The organism is Micromonospora sp. NPDC005291 (assembly GCF_040607415.1).
In the GTDB taxonomy this organism is placed as follows: domain Bacteria; phylum Actinomycetota; class Actinomycetes; order Mycobacteriales; family Micromonosporaceae; genus Micromonospora.
Genome location: NZ_JBEXGR010000013.1, coordinates 102,267 through 123,810, shown reverse-complemented (window position 1 = coordinate 123,810; position 21,544 = coordinate 102,267). Strand labels below are relative to the sequence as shown.

At 73.2% G+C, this 21,544-nt stretch carries 22 protein-coding genes; 8 read left to right on the top strand and 14 right to left on the bottom strand.

All coding sequences use genetic code 11. The features are described from left to right. Positions 1-9 precede the first annotated feature (9 nt). Complete coding sequence (locus ABZT18_RS19005) at positions 10-789, bottom strand: DUF72 domain-containing protein (RefSeq protein WP_355252020.1); 780 nt, start codon at positions 787-789, stop codon at positions 10-12. 156 nt (positions 790-945) lie between these two features. Between ABZT18_RS19005 and ABZT18_RS19000 the strand changes: the two genes are divergently transcribed. Further along, positions 946-1,251, top strand: a complete 306-nt coding sequence (locus ABZT18_RS19000) for a hypothetical protein (RefSeq protein ID WP_354996037.1) — start codon at positions 946-948, stop codon at positions 1,249-1,251. A gap of 9 nt (positions 1,252-1,260) precedes the next feature. After that, positions 1,261-2,535: a cupin domain-containing protein gene (locus ABZT18_RS18995; RefSeq protein ID WP_354996036.1), complete on the top strand. Its 1,275-nt coding sequence runs from the start codon at positions 1,261-1,263 to the stop codon at positions 2,533-2,535. A gap of 9 nt (positions 2,536-2,544) precedes the next feature. Here ABZT18_RS18995 and ABZT18_RS18990 read toward each other — a convergent pair whose 3' ends face one another. From ABZT18_RS18990 to ABZT18_RS18960, 7 genes are all read right to left on the bottom strand, one after another. Next, positions 2,545-3,060, bottom strand: a complete 516-nt coding sequence (locus tag ABZT18_RS18990; protein ID WP_354996035.1) for a trypco2 family protein — start codon at positions 3,058-3,060, stop codon at positions 2,545-2,547. A gap of 40 nt (positions 3,061-3,100) precedes the next feature. Continuing rightward, positions 3,101-5,644, bottom strand: coding sequence for a CHAT domain-containing protein (locus tag ABZT18_RS18985; protein WP_355252017.1), 2,544 nt, complete (start codon positions 5,642-5,644; stop codon positions 3,101-3,103). Positions 5,645-5,746: 102 nt separating this feature from the next. Continuing rightward, positions 5,747-6,409, bottom strand: a complete 663-nt coding sequence (locus ABZT18_RS18980) for a hypothetical protein (protein ID WP_354996033.1) — start codon at positions 6,407-6,409, stop codon at positions 5,747-5,749. Then, positions 6,406-9,081 (bottom strand): FtsK/SpoIIIE domain-containing protein, encoded by a 2,676-nt coding sequence (locus ABZT18_RS18975; RefSeq protein WP_355252014.1) that lies wholly within the window; start codon positions 9,079-9,081, stop codon positions 6,406-6,408. The genes ABZT18_RS18980 and ABZT18_RS18975 overlap by 4 nt, the downstream gene beginning before the upstream one ends. After that, complete coding sequence (locus tag ABZT18_RS18970) at positions 9,074-10,090, bottom strand: hypothetical protein (protein WP_354996031.1); 1,017 nt, start codon at positions 10,088-10,090, stop codon at positions 9,074-9,076. The genes ABZT18_RS18975 and ABZT18_RS18970 overlap by 8 nt, the downstream gene beginning before the upstream one ends. 6 nt (positions 10,091-10,096) lie before the next feature. Next, complete coding sequence (locus ABZT18_RS18965; protein ID WP_354996030.1) at positions 10,097-10,357, bottom strand: hypothetical protein; 261 nt, start codon at positions 10,355-10,357, stop codon at positions 10,097-10,099. 152 nt (positions 10,358-10,509) lie between these two features. Continuing rightward, complete coding sequence (locus tag ABZT18_RS18960) at positions 10,510-10,902, bottom strand: hypothetical protein (RefSeq protein ID WP_354996029.1); 393 nt, start codon at positions 10,900-10,902, stop codon at positions 10,510-10,512. Between the two features lie 139 nt (positions 10,903-11,041). Here ABZT18_RS18960 and ABZT18_RS18955 point away from each other — a divergent pair, with 139 nt between their 5' ends. Then, positions 11,042-13,597, top strand: a complete 2,556-nt coding sequence (locus tag ABZT18_RS18955) for an ATP-dependent Clp protease ATP-binding subunit (RefSeq protein WP_354996028.1) — start codon at positions 11,042-11,044, stop codon at positions 13,595-13,597. 200 nt (positions 13,598-13,797) lie between these two features. Further along, positions 13,798-14,148, top strand: a complete 351-nt coding sequence (locus tag ABZT18_RS18950; protein WP_354996027.1) for a DUF3140 domain-containing protein — start codon at positions 13,798-13,800, stop codon at positions 14,146-14,148. 53 nt (positions 14,149-14,201) lie between these two features. On the opposite strand, the gene ABZT18_RS18945 is transcribed toward ABZT18_RS18950, so the two are convergent. From ABZT18_RS18945 to ABZT18_RS18935, 3 genes are all read right to left on the bottom strand, one after another. Next, a complete protein-coding gene (locus tag ABZT18_RS18945; RefSeq protein ID WP_354996026.1) occupies positions 14,202-14,447 on the bottom strand; it encodes a hypothetical protein in 246 nt (81 codons plus the stop codon). A 56-nt stretch (positions 14,448-14,503) separates the two neighbouring features. Continuing rightward, positions 14,504-15,487, bottom strand: a complete 984-nt coding sequence (locus ABZT18_RS18940; RefSeq protein WP_354996025.1) for a LysR family transcriptional regulator — start codon at positions 15,485-15,487, stop codon at positions 14,504-14,506. A gap of 87 nt (positions 15,488-15,574) precedes the next feature. After that, positions 15,575-16,183 (bottom strand): hemerythrin domain-containing protein, encoded by a 609-nt coding sequence (locus ABZT18_RS18935; RefSeq protein ID WP_354996024.1) that lies wholly within the window; start codon positions 16,181-16,183, stop codon positions 15,575-15,577. Positions 16,184-16,389: 206 nt separating this feature from the next. Between ABZT18_RS18935 and ABZT18_RS18930 the strand changes: the two genes are divergently transcribed. Beyond that, complete coding sequence (locus tag ABZT18_RS18930) at positions 16,390-17,718, top strand: M20/M25/M40 family metallo-hydrolase (protein WP_354996023.1); 1,329 nt, start codon at positions 16,390-16,392, stop codon at positions 17,716-17,718. A gap of 58 nt (positions 17,719-17,776) precedes the next feature. Continuing rightward, positions 17,777-18,442: a hypothetical protein gene (locus tag ABZT18_RS18925; RefSeq protein WP_354996093.1), complete on the top strand. Its 666-nt coding sequence runs from the start codon at positions 17,777-17,779 to the stop codon at positions 18,440-18,442. A gap of 75 nt (positions 18,443-18,517) precedes the next feature. Here ABZT18_RS18925 and ABZT18_RS18920 read toward each other — a convergent pair whose 3' ends face one another. From ABZT18_RS18920 to ABZT18_RS18910, 3 genes are all read right to left on the bottom strand, one after another. After that, positions 18,518-18,709: a DUF5703 family protein gene (locus tag ABZT18_RS18920; protein WP_030332768.1), complete on the bottom strand. Its 192-nt coding sequence runs from the start codon at positions 18,707-18,709 to the stop codon at positions 18,518-18,520. 118 nt (positions 18,710-18,827) lie between these two features. Beyond that, on the bottom strand, positions 18,828-19,637 hold the full coding sequence (locus ABZT18_RS18915; RefSeq protein WP_355252011.1) for an SseB family protein: 810 nt from the start codon (positions 19,635-19,637) through the stop codon (positions 18,828-18,830). Further along, entirely contained in the window at positions 19,634-20,053 is a 420-nt protein-coding gene (locus ABZT18_RS18910) for a YbaB/EbfC family nucleoid-associated protein (protein WP_354996021.1), read from the bottom strand. The genes ABZT18_RS18915 and ABZT18_RS18910 overlap by 4 nt, the downstream gene beginning before the upstream one ends. Before the next feature lie 92 nt (positions 20,054-20,145). Here ABZT18_RS18910 and ABZT18_RS18905 point away from each other — a divergent pair, with 92 nt between their 5' ends. Beyond that, a complete protein-coding gene (locus ABZT18_RS18905; RefSeq protein ID WP_354996020.1) occupies positions 20,146-20,478 on the top strand; it encodes a hypothetical protein in 333 nt (110 codons plus the stop codon). Beyond that, on the top strand, positions 20,475-21,536 hold the full coding sequence (locus ABZT18_RS18900; RefSeq protein ID WP_354996019.1) for a hypothetical protein: 1,062 nt from the start codon (positions 20,475-20,477) through the stop codon (positions 21,534-21,536). The genes ABZT18_RS18905 and ABZT18_RS18900 overlap by 4 nt, the downstream gene beginning before the upstream one ends. Positions 21,537-21,544: the final 8 nt, after the last annotated feature.

The window sequence follows — 21,544 nt, the reverse complement described above, 5'->3', positions numbered from 1 at the left end:
CGGGCGGGCTCAGTCGCCGGAGGTGTCCGCCTCAGCGGCCGGTGGCACCCGGGACACCGGGTGCCCGCCCCGACGGGCCAGGGCGGCGAACGCGACGGCATCGACGATGGCGGCCCCGCCCGGATCATTGTTGAAGTAGACGTACGCCGGCTCGTCCGCGCCGAAGGCGTCGGCCAGCCGGCTCACCCAGGACCGGAGCGCGGCGCGGCCGTACCGGGGCCAGGGCCGCGCCCGCCCCTCGTGCAGCCGCAGGTAGCCGAAGTCGGTGGTGCGCCAGAGCGGGGCGACCGGGCGTCCGAGCCGGTCCGCCCAGACCAGCGCCGCCCGACGCCGTTCCAGCACCGCCCGGGTGGCGTCGGTCCACCAGGAGGGGTGCCGGGGCTCAACCGCCACCCGCACCTCCGCCGGAAACAGCCGCAGTGTCGCGTCGAGCGCCTCGACGTCCGCCCGCAGGTTCGGTGGCAGTTGCAGCAGCACCGGGCCGAGCCGGTCACCGAGCGCGGTGGCGCGACCGAGGAACCGGGCCACCGGCTCGGCCGGGTCGCGCAGCCGTTTGATGTGGGTGAGGTAGCGGCTCATCTTCACCGCCACGCAGAAGTCCGCCGGGGTCCGTGCCCGCCAGGCGGCGAAGGTGTCCCGCTCCGGCAGCCGGTAGAAGGCGTTGTTGACCTCGACCGTGGCGAACCCGTCCGCGAAGTGTTCCAGCCAGAGTCGTTGCGGCAGCCCCTGCGGGTAGAAGCGGCCCCGCCAGTCGCGGTACTGCCAGCCGGACGTGCCCACCAGGATCACCGCCCCATCCTGGCACTCTGCGCCTCCGCTCGCGAACTGCCCGTGTCGCCCCGGTTCGACGTCTACGGTGAGGGTTAGAGAAGATCGCGCGTGGGGTACCACCCGCAGCACGACGAACCCCGGCTAACGGCGGGGCGGCACACCGAGGGAGTACCGATGCCACTCAACGATGACGACATGCAGACCACGGGCGGCGGCGGCATGGAGGGCCCGGCCGACGGTGGCGCGACCCCCGGTCAGCACGACGGTGGCGCTGACGGCAGCGCGGAGGGTCCCGCCGACGGCGGTGCCACTCCGGGTCAGCACGACGGTGGCGCTGACGGCAGCGCGGAGGGTCCCGCCGACGGCGGTGCCACTCCGGGCCAGCACGACGGTGGCGCTGACGGCAGCGCGGAGGGTCCCGCCGACGGCGGTGCCACCCCGGGTCAGCAGGACGGTGGCGCTGACGGCAGCGCCCGGTAGCGGCACACCATGACGCACCTCGACCCGCCGGGCGGCCACAGCCGCCCGGCGGTTTCGTCCACAGACGCCACCGCCGCGCTGGCCCGCTGCGTCTCGGTCGAGCCGGCCAAGTTCGTCGCCGCGCACTGGGGGCACACCCCGCTGCTGTCCCGCGCCGCCGAGCTGCCCGACCCGACCGGCTTCACCGACCTGCTCAGCCCCGCCGACGCCGACGAGCTGCTGAGCCGGCGTGGTCTGCGTACCCCGTTCCTGCGCGTCGCCAAGGACGGCCAGTTGGTCGCCGCGGCGCGCTGGACCGGTGGCGGCGGCGCGGGAGCCGAGATCGGCGACCAGGTGCTCGACGAGCGGGTCCTGGAGCAGTACGCCGCCGGCGCCACGCTGGTGCTACAGGGCCTGCACCGGATCTGGCCGCCGCTGGTCGACTTCGCCCGCGACCTGGGCCTCGCGCTCAACCAGCCGTTGCAGATCAACGCCTACCTCACCCCGGCGGGCAGCCAGGGCTTCGCCACCCACTACGACACCCACGACGTGTTCGTGCTCCAGGTCGACGGCCGCAAACACTGGCGGATCCATCCGCCGGTGCTGCCCGATCCGCTGGAAAAGCAGCCGTGGGGTGGTCGCGCCGACGAGATCGGCGCGACCGCGCAGGGCCCCGCCGCGTTGGACGTGGTGCTCGCCCCCGGCGACGCCCTCTACCTGCCCCGGGGCTGGCTGCACAGCGCACAGGCACAGGACGCGAGCTCGCTGCACCTGACCGTCGGCATCCGCGCGCTCACCCGCTACGCCCTGGTCGAGGAGCTGCTCGCGCTGGCCGCCGAGGACCAGCGGCTGCGCGCCAGCCTGCCGTTCGGCACCGACGTCGCCGACCCGGACGCCATCGAGCCGGAGCTGACCGAGACGGTGGAGGCACTGCGGGACTGGCTGCTGCGCGCCGACCCGGCCGCGGTCGCCGCGCGGCTGCGGCAGCGCGCCTGGCCGGCTGCCCGCCCGGCGCCGATCCGGCCGCTCGCCCAGGCCAACGCGCTGGCCGCACTGGACGCCGACTCCCGGCTCACCCTGCGCCCGGGCCTGCGCTGGCAGCTCGTACCGCACGATTCGGACACGGTGGCGCTGCGGCTGTTCGACCGCACCATCACCCTGCCGGCCGACTGCGAGCCGGCGGCTCGTGCCCTGCTCAGCGGGATGGTCACCCGGGTCGGTGACCTACCCGGGCTGCCCGACGACGCGGACCGGGTCACCCTGGCCCGCCGACTGCTCCGCGAGGCCGTCCTGGTCCCGGCCTGAGCCAGGCGCCTAACCGGCGGTGGCCCCGACCAGCTCGATCCTGAGCGTGTTCGTGACCTCGTCGGTCAGCTCACCCTCCGCGCCGACCGAGATCGTGCCCTGGTCGGTGACGCCGAAGACGAGTTCCACCGTGCCGGCCTTCAGCACCAACGGGTCGTCCCCGTCGGTGCCGGCGGCGACCGCCGCGCGAATCGTGGTGATCGCCTCGACGAGGGTCTCCTCGACGGCGCTGTTCCGCAGCTCGTGTCGATCCTGGAGATCCTCGGCGACGAGAGTGATGTCGATCGTGTGGGTCCGCTGCCGGGAGCGGCTCCCGCCCACCTTGACCTTCCAACCGATCACCGGGACCCGAAAGTCCAGGCCACCGCCGAGTTTTGTGGTGACGACCGCGCTCAAGACCAGCTGAACCGAACCGACCCGCAGGTCCCGGCCCACGTCGGTCGTGGAGATGCCGGCCTGTTTCACCGCGTCCTTCACCGCCGACACCAGTTCCTCGACCGGCACGCTGTAGTCGATCACGTCCATGTCGTACCTGACCTTCTGCGCGAGTGGGGTGGCCGACCAGTCAGAGGGCAGCGGTGGCGAACGGGTCGCCGTAGACGGCGTATGCCAGCCAGGTCGGGTCGAGCGGGTCGTCCTGCTGGTCGGTCCGTGCGGCGAGGGCCGCCGCGCCGAGCGTGGCGCCCTCGGCGAGGGACCGGTAGAACGAGGTCGCGAAACGAGCCGAGCTTTCCGAACGCACCGCCCAGAGCGTGCCGACGAACGCACCGGCACCGGACGCCATGAACTGCTGGGCCCAGCCGAGCATCCTGGTGTACGTCGGTGCCACACCCGCGCTCCGGCACGCGTTGATGAACACCAGGGGACCGGTCGCCTCCAGCAGCTTCCGGATGCGGGCCTCGGCGAGCAGGGACGGCTTGAACCGACCGCCGTCCATGTCGATGTACGAGCCGTCCGACGAGAACGTGTTGTGGCAGGCGAAGTGGGTCGCGCCCAGCGCCCCCGAGTTGATCAGGGCGAGCAGATCGTCCGCGCTGGTGATCGGCGCGCTGTCGGCCGCGCCGAGGATCGCGCGGATGGTGGCGATCTCCTCGTGCGCCCCGGTGGGAGCCTTCGGCGGCACCACGAAGCGCGGGTTGCGCAGGCCGATCGTCGCGGACCGGTGCTGACCGTAGGTGCGGCGTACCACCGGGACCTGTTCGACGAGGAAACCGGCGTCCTGCTGGGCACTGAGCGGATAGAGCAACTCCCACGGGACCACGTCGTGGTCGGTGGCGATCGTGAAGGCGCTCATCGTGGCGCCCACCTGCCAGAACTGGTCCCGTACGTCGGCGGGCACCATCTCCGACCACAGCTGGATGCCCGCCGACCGAATGACCTCCCGGGTCATCGTCGCGCTGTAGCGGGAGCCCCCGGCCAACTGCTGCAGCTCCCTGATCGCATTCTCCACCGCGGCGTTCGGCGTATTCGCGACCGACTCGACAACGGGGGCGAACAGCGCCGCCTCGGAGCGCAACTGGAAGGTGTACCGGCTGCCGTCGAACCGCACCTCCATGGTGACCTCGCCCGGCCGTGCCTGCGGGGCCTCCAGCAACCCCGCCTGTGCCCGCCCGCTGCGGAACGGCCCACCGTCGGAGACGGAGACCTCGACCGACACCTCGCCGAGAAAGGTGCCGCCGGCCCAGGCCGCGACGTCGATCCGGTGCAGGCCCGGGGTACGCGCCCCGAAACCGAACCGGACCGGCGCCGGATCCTCGCCCGGCTTGACCAGCATGGTCTGCTGGAGCGGGCCCTCGGCGTGCAGGCCGGAGGGTGCGTGGACGGTCACGGTCACCGGTGTGCCCTCGTCGGCGACGGAGAGGTTCGCCAGCCTCGCGGTCACGGCGTTCGGGTGCACCGACCGTCCTTCGGTGACGAGTCGGACGTCGAGGCTGAGGTCCCGACCCGCCGGGACCTGGCTGGGCGCCCGCGCCACCAGCAGCCGCTCCGGCCGCTGCCCGGCACCGGGACGCGTCGAGTTCGGCCTACCCCGAGCCGCTTCCCGGTGCGCAGGGAACGCACTGTTCCAGAAACCCTTGCGGCGATAGCGGGGCGTTGCTCGGCTGAACATGCTCAATCTGCCCTCGTCCCGATCCCGCAGGTAGCCCAGCTCCCGATCTCCGAGGGTCAGCCGGGCCCGTACGGCCCGGAGCGTGATACCGCCAGGAGCGAGCATGTCCCGGTCCAGCCACTGGCCGATGGCAGTCTTGGCGTGGGCCAACTCGTGAACCGTGAACCGTCGGGTGATCGACCCCCAGGCATCGATCAGGGAGGCACGGACGGCGGGTACGGCGTCCGTGACCGCACGCCGTACGACCGCCGCCGGGTCGGTCACCCGGACGTCGACGGCGATCCGTGCCGTGAACCTGTGCCGGTGGTCCTTGGCGGGCAGGAGGACCTCGAGATTGACACGGTGAACGCCGATGTCGACCTCGTAGCGGGTCGAATACCTGGCGAGTGCCCGAAGTGACCAGCGCGTCGGTGTGCCGCTGTCGGCGACCTCCAGATCACCCTTGCGGGTCGAGTAGACGATGGCCGCCCGGTGGTGCGCCGGGGGCGGCATGACCAGCCGCACCGGCTCCTCGTTGAGGAGCACGGGCATCGTCGGTCCGGTGGGCTTGGGGTCCGTGTCGAACCTCGTTGCGAGCATGTCGATGAGCCGCCGGTTGTCCGAATAGGCACTCCGCACGCGGATCCGCCAGGCTTCCAGACGGCTGAGCGGCCAAAGAGATGGAGGCAGATCTCTGTCGGTAGGCTGCCGCGCGTCGCCCACCAGCACGGCGATGACGGGGATGGTCAGCGCGAGGGCGGTCTCGACCTCCCGACGGGCGGTGTCCGAAAGACCGCCCGCCACGCCGTCCTCGCTGCCACGCCATGTTCGTCCGATCACGACGATCATCGCCGAGGAGTCCACCAGGCGGCGCCGACGATCGGCGTCGTCGACCCCGACTGCCAGAGAGCGACCGGGAAAGACGCTCTCGCGGCCGAATCGGGCGGTCAGCGCGTCGCCTATCAGTACCGCGACGAAGCTCTCGTCGTCACGGTGATCGCTGATGAAGAAGCTGACCATTTCGCGTACCGTATCGGAGTTCCGAGCCCCGCTGGCCGCTGCGGCGGTCGGCTTTTCGACACTTCACCATGGACGACGCGGCCGGAACGGACGTGCCGGCGGTCAGCGGCCGAGCACCAACAGCAGCACGGTGGCGAGCAGGCCGGCGCCGAGCACCACCGTGATCGGCCGGGGCCCGAGCATCGCGTGCCGGCGGTCGGCCAGCACCCGCGCCGGCACCAGGCCGATCAGTGGCCCGAGCAGGGTCACCACCAGCGCGAGCACCGGCATTCCGACCGCCAGGTCGCCGCCGTACCCGACGCCGAGCGCACGCGCGCCAGCGCCCAGCGCGTACGCCAGCACGGCGCCGGCCACCCCGCAGAGCGCCAGCAGCGGGTTGACCGAGCCGGGCAGCTCACCCGGCTGCCCGGCCCGGTCGAGCAGGTCACGGGCCCGTCCGAGCAGCAGCACGGGGTCGGTGGCCCCGTTGCCGTTCGCGGGGGCGGGCGGGCCGCCGAGCCGGCGGGCGCCCAGCCGCGTGCGGACCTGCTGCCACAGGTGGGCCACCTCGGCGTCCACCCGTTCCTGCTGCTCGCGCGCGGCGACGAGCTCCTCCTCGGCACGCCGGACCTGATCGGTGGCCTCGGCGACAGCCCGCTCGGCCGCCGCGCACTGCCGTTCGTACCAGGTGTGCGCCTCGCCGCGCTGTTCGCTTACCCGTGCGGTCAGGTCGGCGAGCCGCCGGAGCTGCGCCACGTACGTCTCGCTGGTCACCGGTTCGTTCATCGCGACGGTCCGTAGGGGATGATCACCTGTCCGGTGCGGTGGACCGCCCGGTCGAAGAAGAGCCCCCGCCAGGGGCGGGGATACCAGTCCGGGCCGCCGGTGCCCGGGTAGAGCGAGGCACCCAGCTCGCCGCCGTGGGCGTCCAGCGCCACCCAGGCGCCGATCTGGTCGGTGCGGGCGCCCGCCCCACCGAGGTCGGCGCGCATCCGGGCTACCCCCCGCCACCAGGCCAGCACGTGCGTCCGTCGTTCCGGTCCGTCGTGCAGGATCCGGCGTAGCTGCTCCAGACCGGTACGCCGGCCCGCGCGGGCGGCCAGCGCTCCGGCTGCCGCGTCGACGGCGAACAACAGCAGGTAGTGCGGGCTGCCCGGGCCGGTCAGCCCGTCGGCCGTCTCGGCCATCAGCTCGCCGACGGTCTCCTCGTCGTACCAGGCGGCGTCGTCGGCCAGGTCGTCGTAGAGGGCGCGGGCGATCGGGTCGGCGTCCGCGTCGAGGCAGGCGATGGAGAACCGGGCGGTGCCCGGCGGGTGCTGGCGGGCCAGCGACCGGGCCGCCGCGTCCAGCACCGCGCACGCCTCGTCCACCCGGGTGCCCAGCACCGCGAGGTTGCGCCCCGGGGCGCGCGGCAGCCGCAGCGCCGCCGAACGGGACTGCACGTCGATGATCTCGCCGAGCAGTGCCACCGGGCTGCGCGGCGCGGCCCCGTCCGATGGCACGGCGAGCGCCCGGAAGTCCGGGGCGTCGGGCAGCCGGGGAATCGCGTCGCCGTCGAAGAGCCGGGCCGGCGCCGCGTCGGCCGGGCGCATCCGCCACAGCTGGTGCTGCAACCCGCTCCACGTCTCCCAGTCGCTGGCCGCGGGGATCCGGGCCACCTCGTTGCCCTCCACCATGCCGGACTCGGCGTTGATCACCGCGTGCCAGCGGGGCAGCGACTGCGCCGCGTCGTTGCGCTCGGCGAGGATCCGCAGCGCCTTGGGCAACGCGATGCGCAGGGCGAACTGGGCGACCAGCGCGGGACGGCCCCACAGCGCCTCGATGCCCCGCACGTCCTGCGAGGCGAGCACCAGGTGGATGCCCTGCGACCGGCCCCGCCGGGCCAGGTCCTCCAGCAGGTCGGCCGCCTCGCGGGCGACCACGTCCCGACCGGCCAGCAGCATCTGGAACTCGTCGACCACCGCGACGATCCGTGGCCAGTGCCCCGTCGGGTCGACCGCCCGCAGCTCGGCCAGCTTGGTCACCTCGTGCTTCTTGGCCGCGTCGGCACGCCGGCGCAGCTCCTCGGCGAGGAAGCGCAGCAGCGCCAGCCCGAACTCCCGGTCGGTGTTGACGTTGATGCCGACCAGGCGCATGTGCGGCAGCCAGCTCGGGTCGCGTCGGCCCTGCGCGAACCGCGCGAAGGACACCCCCTCCTTGAAGTCCAGCAGGTAGAACTCCAGCTCGGCGGGGGAGTAGCGGGCCGCCAGCGCGCCGATCCAGGCGAAGATCAGGTTGGTCTTGCCGGTGCCGGACGGCCCACCGATCAGCGCGTGCGGTGGATAGTCGCCCAACGTCAGCCGCACCGGTCGGCCCTGCGGCCCCTCACCGATCGGCGCGGTCAGCCCGTCGGCGGAATCCTCCCGCCACATCAGCTCGGGCGGGGGCAGCAGGTCGGCGAACGGGGTCGGCGGTGGGCCCGCGTTCACCCGGGCGGCGGTCTCCCGGCAGGTCTCGGTGACCAGCGTCGCCGGTGGCGGCGGGTCCAGCCGGACCGGCAGACCGGACGACCCTCCGATGCGCGCGCCGGACGCCCCGGCCACCACCCGGGTCACCGTCGGGTCCTCCGGCAACGGCACACCGTGGACCACCAGGTGCACCCCGCAGGCCGCGCCGGCCCGCACCACCCGGTCCAGCTGCCCGCGTTCGTGCCGGTTCAGCTCGTCACCACCGAGCAGCACCGCCACCCGCCACGGTTCGGGTCGTCGGCCGGTCGCCGCGGCCAGTTCGCGCAGGGACGCGTACTCACCGGCGAGCACCGTCTCGTTGATCCGGCGGATCTGCTCCACCAGGTCGTCCAGCAGAGGACCCAGCCCACCGGGGCCGACGAAGGTGAGCAGCCCCGCCGTGCCCAGCGGGGCGAACCCGGCCAGGCCGCCGCCGAGTTGCTCCGGGTCGTACCCGATCAGCCGTACCGCCCCCGGGTCGGCGCGGCCGACGGCCCGCAGCAGCAACGCGGACACCACCGCGTCGCAGCCGGCGCGGTCGTCCCCGGAGAGGTGCACGTGCCCGGCGTCGAGCAGCGGCACCAGCGCGGGCACCGGGTCGACGCCGTCGATCCGGACCGTGCCGACCCGCAGCGCACCGGGTGGCTCCGCCCGCCGGGCGGGCGTCGGCACCCACCCCGGCCAACCCGCCCCCGCGCAGCCGGGCGCCTCCTGACGGGCGGCGTCGGTGGCGCGCCGGGCCAGCTCCCCGATCCCGGCGGAGTGCCGGGCGTCGATCTCGGCGAGGCGGCGGTCCCGCTGGGCGACCACCCGTTCCGGTACGGCGGCAGCGGCCCGCCGGACCCGGGCCAGCCGTTCCCGCCCGGCGGTCAGCTCGGCCTGGGCGGCGGACAGCCGGGTACGGGTGGCGCCCAACGCCTCGGCGAGAGTGTCCCGGACACGGGTGGCCAGCTGACCGCGCCGGTCAGCCATCGGAGCCCCGACGGGTGGGCGCGTCCCGCCACGGGTTGCCCGAACGCGGCAGCCCACCGGAACGCTGCCCAGCGGCGCCCCCTGGCCGCTGAACCGGACCGTCGGCACGTGGACTCCCGCCGGTCGGCCGCCCAGCAGCCGGTTGCCCGACGTTCGCCGGTGGTGGGGCGGTGCCCGAGGGCAGGTCCCGGCCGAGCCGGGCGAGCAGCAGCCCGGTCGCCACGCCGGCTGTCACCGCCGAGTCGGCGGCGTGCGGCGGCTCCCCGGAGGCGCGCGGCGGCGGCATCCGGCACACCCGGGTCAGCAGCGTCTCCAACACCGGCGGCGGCAGCCCGGGCAGCAGGTCGCGGACGCGCCCGTCCAACTCCCCGCGCAGCCGCCCGAGGTCGGTGGCGCGCGGCGGGTGCCCCAGCAGCTCAGCGGCCAGCTCGCGCAGCAGCGGTGGCGCCAGCGCCGCCATGCCCAGCCCCACGTCGGCAGAGGCCCGGCGCAGCTCGGTACGCAGCCGGTCCCGATCGCCGGCGCGCACCCCGCGTACGACCCGGCGCAGCAGCTCCTGGGAGTCGTCCAGCCGCTCGTCGGGTTCGTCGGCGCCGCCGTCGCGCCCGCCGGTCAGCTCGGCCACCCGCACCGACCACCAGCGGCGCAGCCGCACCTGCTCGGCGGGCTCCGGCGCCACGACGGTCGGCCCGGCCGCCGGTGGTGTGTCGTGCCGAGGTTCGCGCGGTTGCGGGCGGGCCGCTGGGGCGCCGTCCGCGCCGAGCCCGATCGCGGCCAGGTACGCCGACAGCTGCTCCTGCGCCACGCGCAGCGCGTAGCCGGCGCTCTCGGCGTGCTCGGTGGCGGCGGACAACTCGGGCACCCCCATCGGGTTGGCCGACTCCTGCCGGACCCAGCGCAGTCGCTCCGCGGCCAGGCCGAACTTCTCCAGCGCCTGCCCGAGCAGGGCCACGGGGAACTCCTCGCTGGCGGCACGGACCTGCCCACCGACGTCCTCGATGATGGACACGGCGGCCTACAGGGTGGCGACGTAGAGCTGCGCCTGCTCCACCGCGACCAGTGTCGCGGCGAGACACTCCTCCAGCTCCTGGCTGGCCTGGGTCAGCGACGCCTGGGCCGCCTCCACTGTCTCGTGGCCGCTGCCCTCCAGCGCGCCGGCCAGGGTCTGCTGCGCCTCGGCCAGCTTCTCGCCGGCCGCCTGCACGGCTGTCTGCCCGTCGGAGATCTGTTGGAGGGCGACATCGATGGCAGCCTTCAGCTCGGCGACGCTCGCCACGGTGGAACCTCCTGGGGGCGGGGAGATCTCCATTAGAGCCTATCGGTGGCCACGAAAGAACATCCGCCCTGTCGGTGTTCCTGCCCGCCTGACCGGTAGGTGCCCGGAAGTGCCGGGAGTCCGTTCTGTGGGAGTCCCAGTGCGAGAATTTCTCAGTTGCTGGTCGGGTCTTCGCGTAGCCAGCGTGGGCCGTACACCTCAGCACCCAGCGCCGTCACACGGCCCCGCAACTCCCGGTCGGCCGTGACCACCAGCCGGCGACGCAGCGGCGCCCCCTCCACCAGCTCGACCACCGAGTCGTCGCCGGAGCCGGCGGCGGAGACCACCCGGACGCCCTCGGTGCCCGGCACGTCCCGCGCGGCCCCCTCGACCACCAGCACCACCTCCACCGGTGCGGTCAGTCGAGCCGGCAGCCCGACGGTCGCCACCGGGGCGAGGGAGTCGCGCAACCGGGCCGCGGCCCCGGCACGGTCACGCCACCACCCGTTCGGGCGGGAGCCCACCACGTTGGCGCCATCCACGATCAGCAGCGGGGTCTCATCCATCCCATCAGCCTGCCACCAACGGCCGGCCCCGGCCCGACGCCACTCCCAGGATGCCGGTGCTCCGCCACCTGCGGCGTTTGTCAGGGCGCGCGCCGGGTAGCCCCTGCCGACCGTGCCGCGCCAACTGCGGAGGACAGACATGATGGGACCCGGTGACACCGGCTCGGACCCGTGGGACGAATTCCTGGCCAGGTACTTCGGCCGGGGCGAGGGAGGGCGCCGACCGCCGCACCGGGTCGACATCACCCGACTGATGACGGCTGACGCCCGGGAGATGCTGGCCGACGCGGCCCGGAGGGCCGCGCAACGCCACAGCAGCGACCTGGACACCGACCACCTGCTCTGGGCGGCGCTGCAACGCGAACCCCTGCGTGACCTGGTACGCCGGGCCGGCGCCGACCCGGACACCCTGCTCAACGCGCTCGGCGGGAAGGGCGACGGCGCGCCGCGCGGAGAGGTGCCGCCCAACCTGTCGTTGACCCCGGCCGCCAAGCGCGCGCTGCTCGACGCCCATCAGTTGTCGAGGGCGATGGGCGCCAACTACATCGGCCCGGAACACATCCTGATGGCGTTGCCGCTCAACCCGGAGTCGCCGGCCGGGCGGATGCTGGCCGCCGGTCGGATCCAACCCGAGTCGTTGCAGGCGGCCAACGCCGAGCGTGGGCCGATGACCGGCCCGAAGCCCGACCGCGGCACCCCCACCCTCGACCAGTACGGGCAGGACCTCACCGACCTCGCCCGCAACGATCAGATCGACCCGGTTATCGGACGGGCCGACGAGATCGAACAGGCCGTGGAGATCCTGTCCCGGCGTACCAAGAACAACCCGGTGCTGATCGGTGAGGCCGGCGTCGGCAAGACCGCCATCGTCGAGGGGTTGGCCGAACGGATCTGCGACGGCGACGTCCCGCAGACCCTGCTCGGCAAGCGGGTCGTCCAACTCGACCTGGCCGGCCTGGTCGCCGGCACCCGGTACCGGGGCGACTTCGAGGAGCGGCTGAAGAAGGTGATCGACGAGATCCGGGCGCACCGGGACGAGCTGATCATCTTCATGGACGAGATTCACACGCTGGTCGGGGCGGGTGGCGCCGGCAGCGAGGGCGGAATGGACGCGTCCAACATGCTCAAACCCGCGCTGGCCCGGGGCGAGTTGCGGGTGATCGGCGCGACGACGCTGGACGAGTACCGCAAGACCATCGAGAAGGACGCCGCGCTGGCGCGGCGCTTCCAGCCGGTGCTGGTGCCCGAGCCGAGCGTCGACGACACGATCGCCATCCTGCGCGGCCTGCGCGACCGGTACGAGGCACACCATCAGGTGCGCTTCACCGACGAGGCACTGGTCGCCGCCGCCGAGCTGTCCGACCGGTACGTCACCGACCGGTTCCTGCCGGACAAGGCCATCGACCTCATGGACCAGTCCGGCGCGCGGGTGCGACTGCGTACCCGCACTCCCGCCTCCGACGTGCGGGAGCTGGAGCAGCAGCTCGACGAGGTGCGCCGCGACAAGGAACAGGCCGTCACCGACGAGCAGTACGAGCGGGCCTCCGCGCTGCGCGACCGGATCTCCGAGCTGGAGGAGGCGATGCGTCGGGCGAACGGCGACGACGGATCCGCCTCGCAGGTGCCCGAGGTGGGTCCACAGGAGATCGCCGAGGTGGTCTCCCGGGCCACCGGCATCCCGGTCAGCCAGCTCACCGAGGAGGAACGGGACCGGCTGTTGCGCCTGGAGGGTCACCTGCACCAGAAGGTGGTCGGCCAGGACGACGCCGTCACCGCGGTCGCCGAGGCCGTCCGTCGCTCCCGAGCCGGGCTGGCAGACCCGGAGCGGCCGATGGGCAGCTTCCTGTTCCTCGGCCCGACCGGCGTCGGCAAGACCGAGCTGGCCCGCGCCCTGGCCGAGGCGTTGTTCGGCGAGGCGGACCGGATGGTCCGGGTCGACATGAGCGAGTTCCAGGAACGGCACACGGTCAGCCGGCTGGTCGGCGCCCCACCCGGGTACGTTGGCTACGAGGAGGCCGGCCAGCTCACCGAGGCGGTGCGTCGCCGCCCGTACGCGGTGGTGCTGCTCGACGAGATCGAGAAGGCCCACCCGGACGTGTTCAACATCCTGCTCCAGGTGCTCGACGACGGGCGGCTCACCGACAGCCAGGGCCGGACGGTGAACTTCAAGAACACCGTCCTGATCATGACGAGCAACCTCGGCTCCGAGCTGATCACCGGTGCCCAGCGCTCGGTCGGCTTCGGCACCGGTGACGTGGGCAGCGAGCAGGAGAGCGAGGAGCTGCGTGAGCGGCTGATGCGCCGCCTGCAGGAGAACTTCCGCCCGGAGTTCCTCAACCGCATCGACGAGGTCATCATCTTCCGACGGCTGGAGGCCGAGCAGTTGCGCGACATCACCGCGCTGCTGCTGGAGGAGACCCGCCGGCGCATGCACGCCCAGGACCTCCAGGTGGAGTTCACCACCGCCGGCATCGACTGGCTCGCCGAGCACGGCTACCAGCCGGAGTTCGGCGCACGCCCGCTGCGCCGCGTGATCCAGCGGGAGGTGGACAACCACCTGTCCCGGATGCTGCTGGAGTCGGCGATCTCACCCGGGCAGAAGGTCATCGTGGACGTCCGCGACGGCGCGCTCACCTTCGACGTGACCGCGGGCGAGCGGGGGTACACCGCCGCCACGACCACGCACCCGCGATGAGTGGGCCGGCGCGACGAGGCGAACCCGAAGAGCCGCACGAGCCCGCGGAGACCCGGGACGAGGACCACCATCCCGACCCGATCCTGGCGTCGCCCACCGCGAACCCCCGCAGGACGCGGGTGCCCGCGGAGGGCCTGCATCCGAAGACCGACCAGGACGACCCGGAGACGTCCGGGCCGCCGCCTGCGAGAGGAGACCTGATGGTACGCGAAGCGCGGCTCGACCCCGAGGTGGAAGTGCTCTGGGAGGACTTCCACGCCGAGGTCAACGTCCCGTCGGAGCAGCTGCGCACCTGGCTGCTGACCCGGGGTTCCGGGGAGGAGGCGTTCAGCCCGAGCCCGAACCTCGACCTGCCCCAGCCGGGCCGGGAGATCCTCAAGGTGCTGAACAAGCGCAAGGTCGACCTCACCCCGGAGGACATCGAGGTGATGCGGGAGGCGGTCGAGCGGATCCGCGAGCTGATGGACGCCAAGCCGTCGCGCGGCAGCGCAGACGACAACTGGCGGCACTCGCTGCTCGACCTGGGTCACGACCCGCTCGTCGAACTCTGAGGTGCCACGCTCGACGGTGCCGTCCCGGGCAGGGACGGCACCGTCGCGTCACGCTACTGGCCCTGGTCGGGCTCCAGGCTGCCGATGGTCAGACCCGCCGCGTCGGCGGCGGCGTCCCGGTCGCCACGGGTCTGGTCCTCCCGGCTGAGCAGGTTGGCGTACTCGGTGACGTCGGCCGGGTCGGGAACCTCCGGCAGTCGGCGCAGGAACGCCTCCACCTGACGAGTGGCGGCGGTGTGCGCGGCAGCCGCCTGGCGGAGCAGTTCGCGGTCGTCGGCGGGCGGGTAGAGGTCGGTCATGTCCGCCAGATACCCGGACAACGGCGGTTCGCACCGCCACCGGCCGGGAATACCTCTCACTCAGCCCGGCTGGACCCCGCTGGCTGCCGGACGCCGAACCCCGGATTGCGCAGCAGCCAGGCCAGGTACGCGGGATGCGGGGCCAACGAGTCGACGTACGCCGCCTTGGCCGTCTCCAACACCAGTTCGGCCTCCCGGGCGGCGGGGGCGTCCGGGTGCCAGCCGAGCAACAGCCGCCAGCGCAGCGGTATCCCGGCGAGCCGACGGGTGACCAACCCGGCCACCGGGCGGAACGTCGCCTGGCACAGCGCCACTCCCACGCCGGCGTCCACCAGGTCGAGGCAGCCGCGGATGTCGGTCTCGTACACCTTGCGAGGGGTGAAGCCGGCGCGGGCGCAGGCGGCGGCGAAGCAGTCGCTGAAGCAGCCGTCGCCCGGCGCGGCCACCCACTGCTCGTGACGCAGGTCCGCCAGGCGCACCTCGTCGTGCGCCGCGAGGGGGTGCGTCTCCGGCAGCAGCACCAGCACCGGGTCGATGGCCACCTCCTGCCAGCTCAGACCGAACCCGACCGACGGGCTCGCGTCACCGCACACACCGGTGAGCGCGAAGTCCAGTCGGCCGCCGGTCACCAACTGCGCCAACTCGTCCACCGACCAGGAGGCGTACGTGGTGATCTGGGCGGGGGGCTGCTCGGCGGCCAACCGGTGCACCAACCTGCCGAGGATCGGGCTGTTCACCCCGCCGAACCGGTAGCAGGGCGGCGCGTCGCCGGCCCCGGCCAGACGGGCCGCCTCGTCCTGCAGCCCCTTCATCGCCGGCAGCAGCACCCGGGCACGGGCCAGCACCAGCTCACCGAGCGCCGTGGGCCGGGCACCGCGCCGATCCCGGTCGAACAGCGGGCCGCCCAGTGTCCGCTCGATGCGCTGGAGCTGGGCGGTGAGCGCCGGCTGGGCCAGGCCGAGCGCCGACGCCGCCTTCGTCACACTCCCCGTCTCCGCGATCGCGCAGACCACCCGCAGGTGACGCAGCTCCAGGTTCATACCGTGACGGTAGGACTACTAGTCAGCTGGCGGAATAGCCCGACCGGATCGGTGACAATGAATGCATTAGGCGGGGGTCGCCGCCCGTCAGCCGCGGGGCGGCTCCGGCAGGTCCGCCAGGTACGTCGGCCGCCGGGTCACCGCGTCGAGCACCTTGTCCACCACCCCGACCGCCGGCTCCACGATCCGGTTCCACGGAGGCGTGGCCGGCGTGCCCGGGTGCGGTCGGGTCGGCGCCGCCTCCTCGGCGATCTCCAGCCGGTTGCCGAGCCGGATCAGCTCCTCCTCGGTCGCGACCGTGCGCAGCTCGGTGACGAGTGCACCCACCCCGTCGACGTGCCGGCGGACGCGCTCGGTGACATCGATCAGCGCCTCCTCGGTCATCCCCTTGAGAGTGGACAGCAGGCCGGCGTCGGCGTTGATCTCGGCGTCCACCCGCTCGGTGGCGGTCGGCAGCGCGGCGCGCACCGCCGGCAGCAGGTACTGCTCCTCGGCGGACAGGTGCCGCGACAGCGAGGCGGTGAGCACCGCCAGCCCTTCCTGCGGCGTGGTGTCCGGGCCGGTCAGCTGGTCCAGCAGCGCCAGCAGTTGCCGGTGCTCGCGGTCCACGATGTCGGCGATGCTGCGGCCACCGGGCCGGTAGCCCTCCTCGGGTGCGGGCGTGGGCGGCAGCGGCGGCAGGGGAACGGCGGACATGGTGCCCTCCTCAACTGGCGGGCGGAAGCTCCGGCAGGGGATGTGCGGTCGTGGGCGGCGGTACCCGAACGAGGCCCCGGCGAAACCGACCCGTCGATGCGTTGGTGCGCCTGCGACAGGTGCGCCGGACTGTCGGCACCGGTACGCCGGACTGTCTGCGCCGGTGCGCCGGCCTGTCGGCCGTCTCGGGCTGGTATGAAGAGGCGATGACGAGCGATGCCGCCTCCGCCCGACCCGACCCCACCGCAGAGGTCGTGGACCTCTGCCGCGACCTGCTGCGTATCGACACCACCAACACGGGCGACAACGACACCAGTGTCGGCGAGCGCCGCGCGGCCGAGTACGTGGCGGAGAAGCTCGCCGAGGTGGGCGTCGAGTCCGTCCTGCACGAGTCCGCGCCGGGCCGGGCGAACGTGGTGGCCCGCATCCCGGGCACCGACCCGAGCCGGGGTGCGCTGCTGGTGCACGGCCACCTGGACGTGGTGCCCGCCGACGCCGACGAGTGGTCGGTGCACCCGTTCTCCGGCGAGCTGCGCGACGGCTACCTGTGGGGCCGGGGCGCGATCGACATGAAGGACTTCGACGCGATGGTGCTCGCCGTGGTGCGGCACTGGCAGCGCACCGGGGTACGACCCCCGCGCGACATCGTGCTCGCGTACACCGCCGACGAGGAGGCGGGCAGCGACTACGGCGCGCGCTTCCTGGTGGACAACCACCGGGGCCTCTTCGATGGCTGCACCGAGGCGATCGGCGAGGTCGGCGGCTTCTCCTACTCGGTCAACGACAGCCAGCGGCTCTACCTCATCGAGACCGCCGAGAAGGGCATCGACTGGCTGCGGCTGCACGCCAAGGGGCGCCCGGGGCACGGCTCGATGATGCACGACGACAACGCGGTCACCGCCCTGGCCGAGGCGGTGGCCCGGATCGGCCGGCACCGCTTCCCGGTGGTGGTCACCGACACCGTGCGGGCGTTCCTGGAGGAGGTCTCCGACCTGCTCGGCGTCGAGCTGGACCCGGAGGACCCGGAGACGGCCATCGCCAAGCTCGGCCCGATCGCCAACATCATCGGTGCGACCATCCGCAACACCGCCAACCCGACCCGTCTGAGCGCCGGCTACAAGGACAACGTCATCCCCGGTCGGGCCACCGCCACCATCGACTGCCGCAGCCTGCCCGGCCAGTCCGAGTTGCTGGAGCGTCAGCTGCGCGAGCTGGTCGGCCCGGACATCGCGATCGAGTACGTCCAGCGGCAGCCGGCCTTGGAGACCACCTTCGACGGTGATCTGGTCGAGGCCATGTCGGCGGCCCTGCGAGCGGAGGACCCGGGGGCGCGGCCGGTTCCGTACATGCTCTCCGGGGGCACCGACGCCAAGGCGTTCTCGCAGCTCGGCATCCGCTGCTTCGGGTTCGCCCCGCTTCGACTGCCCGCCGACCTGAACTTCTCGGCGTTGTTCCACGGCATCGACGAGCGCGTTCCGGTGGACGGACTACAGTTCGGCGTGCGGGTTCTCGACCGGTTCCTCCGCACCTGCTAGCCGTGTCCGGCAGCTGCAGCCGGCGCGCAACCTCCCCATCGTGAAGGGACTGCCCCACATGACCGACCAGAACGGTGAGCTGGACGCCGCTCTTGAGCGCGTGATCGAAGCGGCCCGCCACCACCTGGCCGCCGTACGTGCCGCTCAGGGCCGCGTCGACGACGACGACGTCTGGCAGGCGTACGTGGCGTTGAACAACGCCTCCTACGCGTACGACGAGCGGCTGCTCGACGCCTTCGGCGAGGTGACGCCATGGGACGTCGACTCGATCGACCCGGACGAGGCCGACGAGCGCTTCGGCGGTGCCGAGGGAGTCGAGGCCAGCGACCCGCACCCCCGGGTGATCTCGGTGCGCCAGCGCCGTGACTACCGGGTGCCGAGCGTCTCCGCGCTGCTGCGTGTGGCCGAGGCGGCCCGCCGCGAGGGCACCCCGGAGGACGACGAGCCGGCACCGGTGGAGGGCGTCGGCGAGGCGGTGCTGGAGCTGCTGCAGAGCGGCGACGGCTCGCTCGGCGCGCTGGACGTCCCCGAGTTGGAACCGCTCGACGGGGTGGTCATGGTCAGCGAGGTGGGCACCCCGGTCGACCTGGAGTCGTTCGAGGACGACGACGCGGTCGGCCCGTTCCAGCCAGCGGCCGACGACCGGCTGGTCGGCCGGCTCGACGAGCACCCGTTCCTGGAGCTCGACGACGACGACCACGACCACGCCGGGCACCAGCACTAGGCCGGGCACCAACACCAGCACCAGGCCGGGTGACGCCCGGGGCCCGCACGGGCCTCGGGCGTCACCGCCCGGCGCTCAGTACGACAGGCCCGGCTGCGGCTGGTTGATCCGCCGACGCCGCAGCACCACCTGCCGCGTGCCGTCCCGGTACAGCCGCACCCGGGCCAACTCCCATCCGGAGAACTCCGCCTGGATCGCCAACTGCGCCGCCGCGGTCAACCGGTCGACGTTCGGCGGCAGCCGCAATGGCGCGTATTCGTAGTCCATGCCATCCATGCTGCCCAGCCCAGCGGCTGTTCGCCACCCCCTCCGGGGTGACCAACGACGCTGCCGTGGGCGGTTCGTGCCATCCTGTGCGTGCCCGCGTGTTCTCAGGTGCGGGGCGTCAGCCGGTGGGGACGTTGGCCGTCAGCAGGGCCGCCAGCGCCGGCGCGGCCAGGGCGACCGCCCGCGCGCTGCCCGGGTCGACTGCCAGCCCCCACGACGGGTCCGGCCACTCCTCGAGCAGCTCGGCGCAGGGCAGCGCGACGAACGGCACGCCCTCCCCGGCGAACGCGGCGAGCGCCCGGGGGGAGGTGAAGACCGGCAGCAGCGGCGCGCCGGTCGCATCGCCGACCACCGTCCACGGGAAGTCGGCGTCCGCCGCCGGTTCCCCGGCCAGCGGGACGCACACCGTGGCGCCGGCCAGCACCGAGAGGTAGCCGGGCAGGTCACGCCGGTCGGCGGCCGCGGCGAGCAGCGCCACCACCGCTGGCTCCGCCGCTGCGGCTGACAGCGCCGCTGCGGCAGGTGCCGCCACCTCGGCAGGTGCCGATCGGGCGACGGTCGGCCTGGCCCGCCGCGCCGCCGGTCCGGGGTGGGTGGCCGGTGGCACCGTCCGGCAGGAGAGCGCGCCCGGCTCGTCGGTCAGCACCTCGGCGGCGGTACGGGCCACGAACACGCTGAGCCGCTCCAACTGGTCCGGAGTGCGCGGTGCCTCGTACCACCAGCCCGTGTCGTCGGTCGGACGGTGCCAGCCGAGCGCGGCCAGGCGTGCCTCGTCGTGGCCCGGGCAGACCACCCGGACCACCTCGCGGCGCACCAGCAGCCGGAGCCCGCGCGGACCGGCGGAGAGCTCCAGGTCGGTGTCACGGTCGCAGCGGGCGACTGTGTCCCGCAGCCGCGTGACGATCTCCGGCCAGGTCGGCGACGTCACGCCGGTGTGCCCGGCAGGCGGTCGTCCAACCGCCCGAGCCGGGCGACGGTCTCCTCCAACCGGCCCAGCGCCGAGAAGTCACCGGGCTTGCCGAACAGGTCGGTGAGGCCCGTGCCGAGCGCGGTCTCCAACCCGTCGGTGTGCTCCTCGACGTGCGCGGCGGCCGACCTACGGGCCCGCCGGTACGCATCGAGCACCAGCTCGGCCAACCCCTCCGTGCCGGCGCGCAGGGCTGCGGGCGCGACGGTGAGGCCGGTCAGCGCACCGGTGGCGTCGACGGTCGCCGAGACCAGCCCGCTCTCGTCGGTCGCGGTGCCGGACAGTTCGGCCAGATCGTCGCGGAGCCCCGCGAACCGGCTTTCGATGTCGGCGACCCGCCCGGCGAGCGCGTCGAACGCGGACGTCGGGTCAGTCATGAGATCCCTCCCCCGTGGACCGTGCGACCGGGTGGTGCCGGTGGCCGGGAGATCGTATCGTCGGTGCGCTCGACACATGGGGGAGGAACGGCATGCCGCCGGATATCGATGTCGACGTGCAGGCGGTCCGTCGACTGGAGACAGCCGCCACGCACGTCGCCAGCTCGCTCGCCGCGCTGGAGGGCCAGATCGTCTCGGCCGGCGACGTGCCCTCGGGTGCCTTCGGCCACCTGCCGTTCGCCAGCGACATGCTCCGCGCCAAGTACGCCGAGCAGGTCACCGGCGGCGTGGAGCTGTTCGGCGCCGCGAACGCCGCGTTCGGCCGGGTCGCCGGCGCGCTGGGTGACACGGTCGAGGCGTACGAGGGCACCGAGAAGGACCTCGACGCCGGGTTCAAGGCCATCCAGTCGGGGCTGCCCGGATGAGCGGGCCGGCCGGTAGCGCCGTCCAGCTGTGGAACGGCCTCGACAACGCGCTCTCCGGGGTGCAGGAGGCGGTCGACACCGTCTGCCGCACCCTGGCCTGGCCGCTCATCCAGGTTGTCGACATGGTCGACGGCGAGCCGGCAGTCCTGCGCGCGAAAGCCGCCGAGTGGGACGCGTTGGGCGCACAGGTGCGTGACCTGGCGCAGGGGCACCGCAGTGTGCGAGAGGCCGCGCAGCCCGGGTGGCGCTCGCCCGCCGGCGAGGCGTACGGCCAGCGGCTGGCCGAGGTCGAAGAGCAACTGCTCGGCGTCGCCGACCAGTTCACCGCCACGGCGGAGTACCTGCGCGGTGTCGCCGACGGCCTGCAGACCGTGCACGACGTGCTCGTCGACCTCTGCGTCGAGTTCGTCAACTGGCTCCTGGTGACGCTGGTGACGGCGCTTCTGATGGCGCCGGTGACCATGGGAGCCTCGTGGGCGGCCGGCGTGGGCGTGGCCGTGACCAGGGGCCTGATCGTGGTCACCCGGATGCTGAAGGTCATCCGGCCTCTCGCCGTGCACCTGCAGAAGGTCATCCGCCTGCTTCAGCGGGTCATGCTGTATCTGCGCAAGCTGCGTACGCACCTCGACAAGCTGGTCGACTTGCAGAAGGGGCTGCGCACCGGCCAGAAGTACGCCGACAAGCGGCAGGCCGCCGGCAAGGCCGACAAGTGGTTCCACAAGCTCGTCGACCCGACGAAGGGCACCTACAAGCTGGGCAAGTCCGGTTCGCCGTTCGACATGGGCGCTCTCGAACGGGCCGCCGCGCTGCGGACACATGGCGTCGCCGACGGCGCCCGGGTGATTGCCCGGGACTGGGCGACCAACCTGCCGTGGAACGTGCCGAATTCGGTCGTGCACGGCGTCACCTGGGGGGCCGTCGCGTTCACCAGCGGCCTCTCCGTTCCCGGTAGTGACCAGGTCAAGGACCAGGTCGACCAGGCGGTACAGGGCGGCGCCGACTGGATCGACCAGAATGTCTTCGGGCAGCCGCCGGCAGGCCAGCCGGCGGGCCGCTAGGGAGGGAA

Excerpts from the sequence above, each read along its gene's own strand:
- ABZT18_RS19000 (WP_354996037.1), top strand. The coding sequence starts at position 946 with ATGCCACTCAACGATGACGACATGCAGACCACGGGCGGCGGCGGCATG.
- ABZT18_RS18995 (WP_354996036.1), top strand. The coding sequence starts at position 1,261 with ATGACGCACCTCGACCCGCCGGGCGGCCACAGCCGCCCGGCGGTTTCG.
- ABZT18_RS18990 (WP_354996035.1), bottom strand. The coding sequence starts at position 3,060 with ATGGACGTGATCGACTACAGCGTGCCGGTCGAGGAACTGGTGTCGGCG.
- ABZT18_RS18985 (WP_355252017.1), bottom strand. The coding sequence starts at position 5,644 with ATGGTCAGCTTCTTCATCAGCGATCACCGTGACGACGAGAGCTTCGTC.
- ABZT18_RS18980 (WP_354996033.1), bottom strand. The coding sequence starts at position 6,409 with ATGAACGAACCGGTGACCAGCGAGACGTACGTGGCGCAGCTCCGGCGG.
- ABZT18_RS18975 (WP_355252014.1), bottom strand. The coding sequence starts at position 9,081 with ATGGCTGACCGGCGCGGTCAGCTGGCCACCCGTGTCCGGGACACTCTC.
- ABZT18_RS18960 (WP_354996029.1), bottom strand. The coding sequence starts at position 10,902 with ATGGATGAGACCCCGCTGCTGATCGTGGATGGCGCCAACGTGGTGGGC.
- ABZT18_RS18955 (WP_354996028.1), top strand. The coding sequence starts at position 11,042 with ATGATGGGACCCGGTGACACCGGCTCGGACCCGTGGGACGAATTCCTG.
- ABZT18_RS18950 (WP_354996027.1), top strand. The coding sequence starts at position 13,798 with ATGGTACGCGAAGCGCGGCTCGACCCCGAGGTGGAAGTGCTCTGGGAG.
- ABZT18_RS18945 (WP_354996026.1), bottom strand. The coding sequence starts at position 14,447 with ATGACCGACCTCTACCCGCCCGCCGACGACCGCGAACTGCTCCGCCAG.
- ABZT18_RS18940 (WP_354996025.1), bottom strand. The coding sequence starts at position 15,487 with ATGAACCTGGAGCTGCGTCACCTGCGGGTGGTCTGCGCGATCGCGGAG.
- ABZT18_RS18935 (WP_354996024.1), bottom strand. The coding sequence starts at position 16,183 with ATGTCCGCCGTTCCCCTGCCGCCGCTGCCGCCCACGCCCGCACCCGAG.
- ABZT18_RS18930 (WP_354996023.1), top strand. The coding sequence starts at position 16,390 with ATGACGAGCGATGCCGCCTCCGCCCGACCCGACCCCACCGCAGAGGTC.
- ABZT18_RS18925 (WP_354996093.1), top strand. The coding sequence starts at position 17,777 with ATGACCGACCAGAACGGTGAGCTGGACGCCGCTCTTGAGCGCGTGATC.
- ABZT18_RS18920 (WP_030332768.1), bottom strand. The coding sequence starts at position 18,709 with ATGGACTACGAATACGCGCCATTGCGGCTGCCGCCGAACGTCGACCGG.
- ABZT18_RS18910 (WP_354996021.1), bottom strand. The coding sequence starts at position 20,053 with ATGACTGACCCGACGTCCGCGTTCGACGCGCTCGCCGGGCGGGTCGCC.
- ABZT18_RS18905 (WP_354996020.1), top strand. The coding sequence starts at position 20,146 with ATGCCGCCGGATATCGATGTCGACGTGCAGGCGGTCCGTCGACTGGAG.
- ABZT18_RS18900 (WP_354996019.1), top strand. The coding sequence starts at position 20,475 with ATGAGCGGGCCGGCCGGTAGCGCCGTCCAGCTGTGGAACGGCCTCGAC.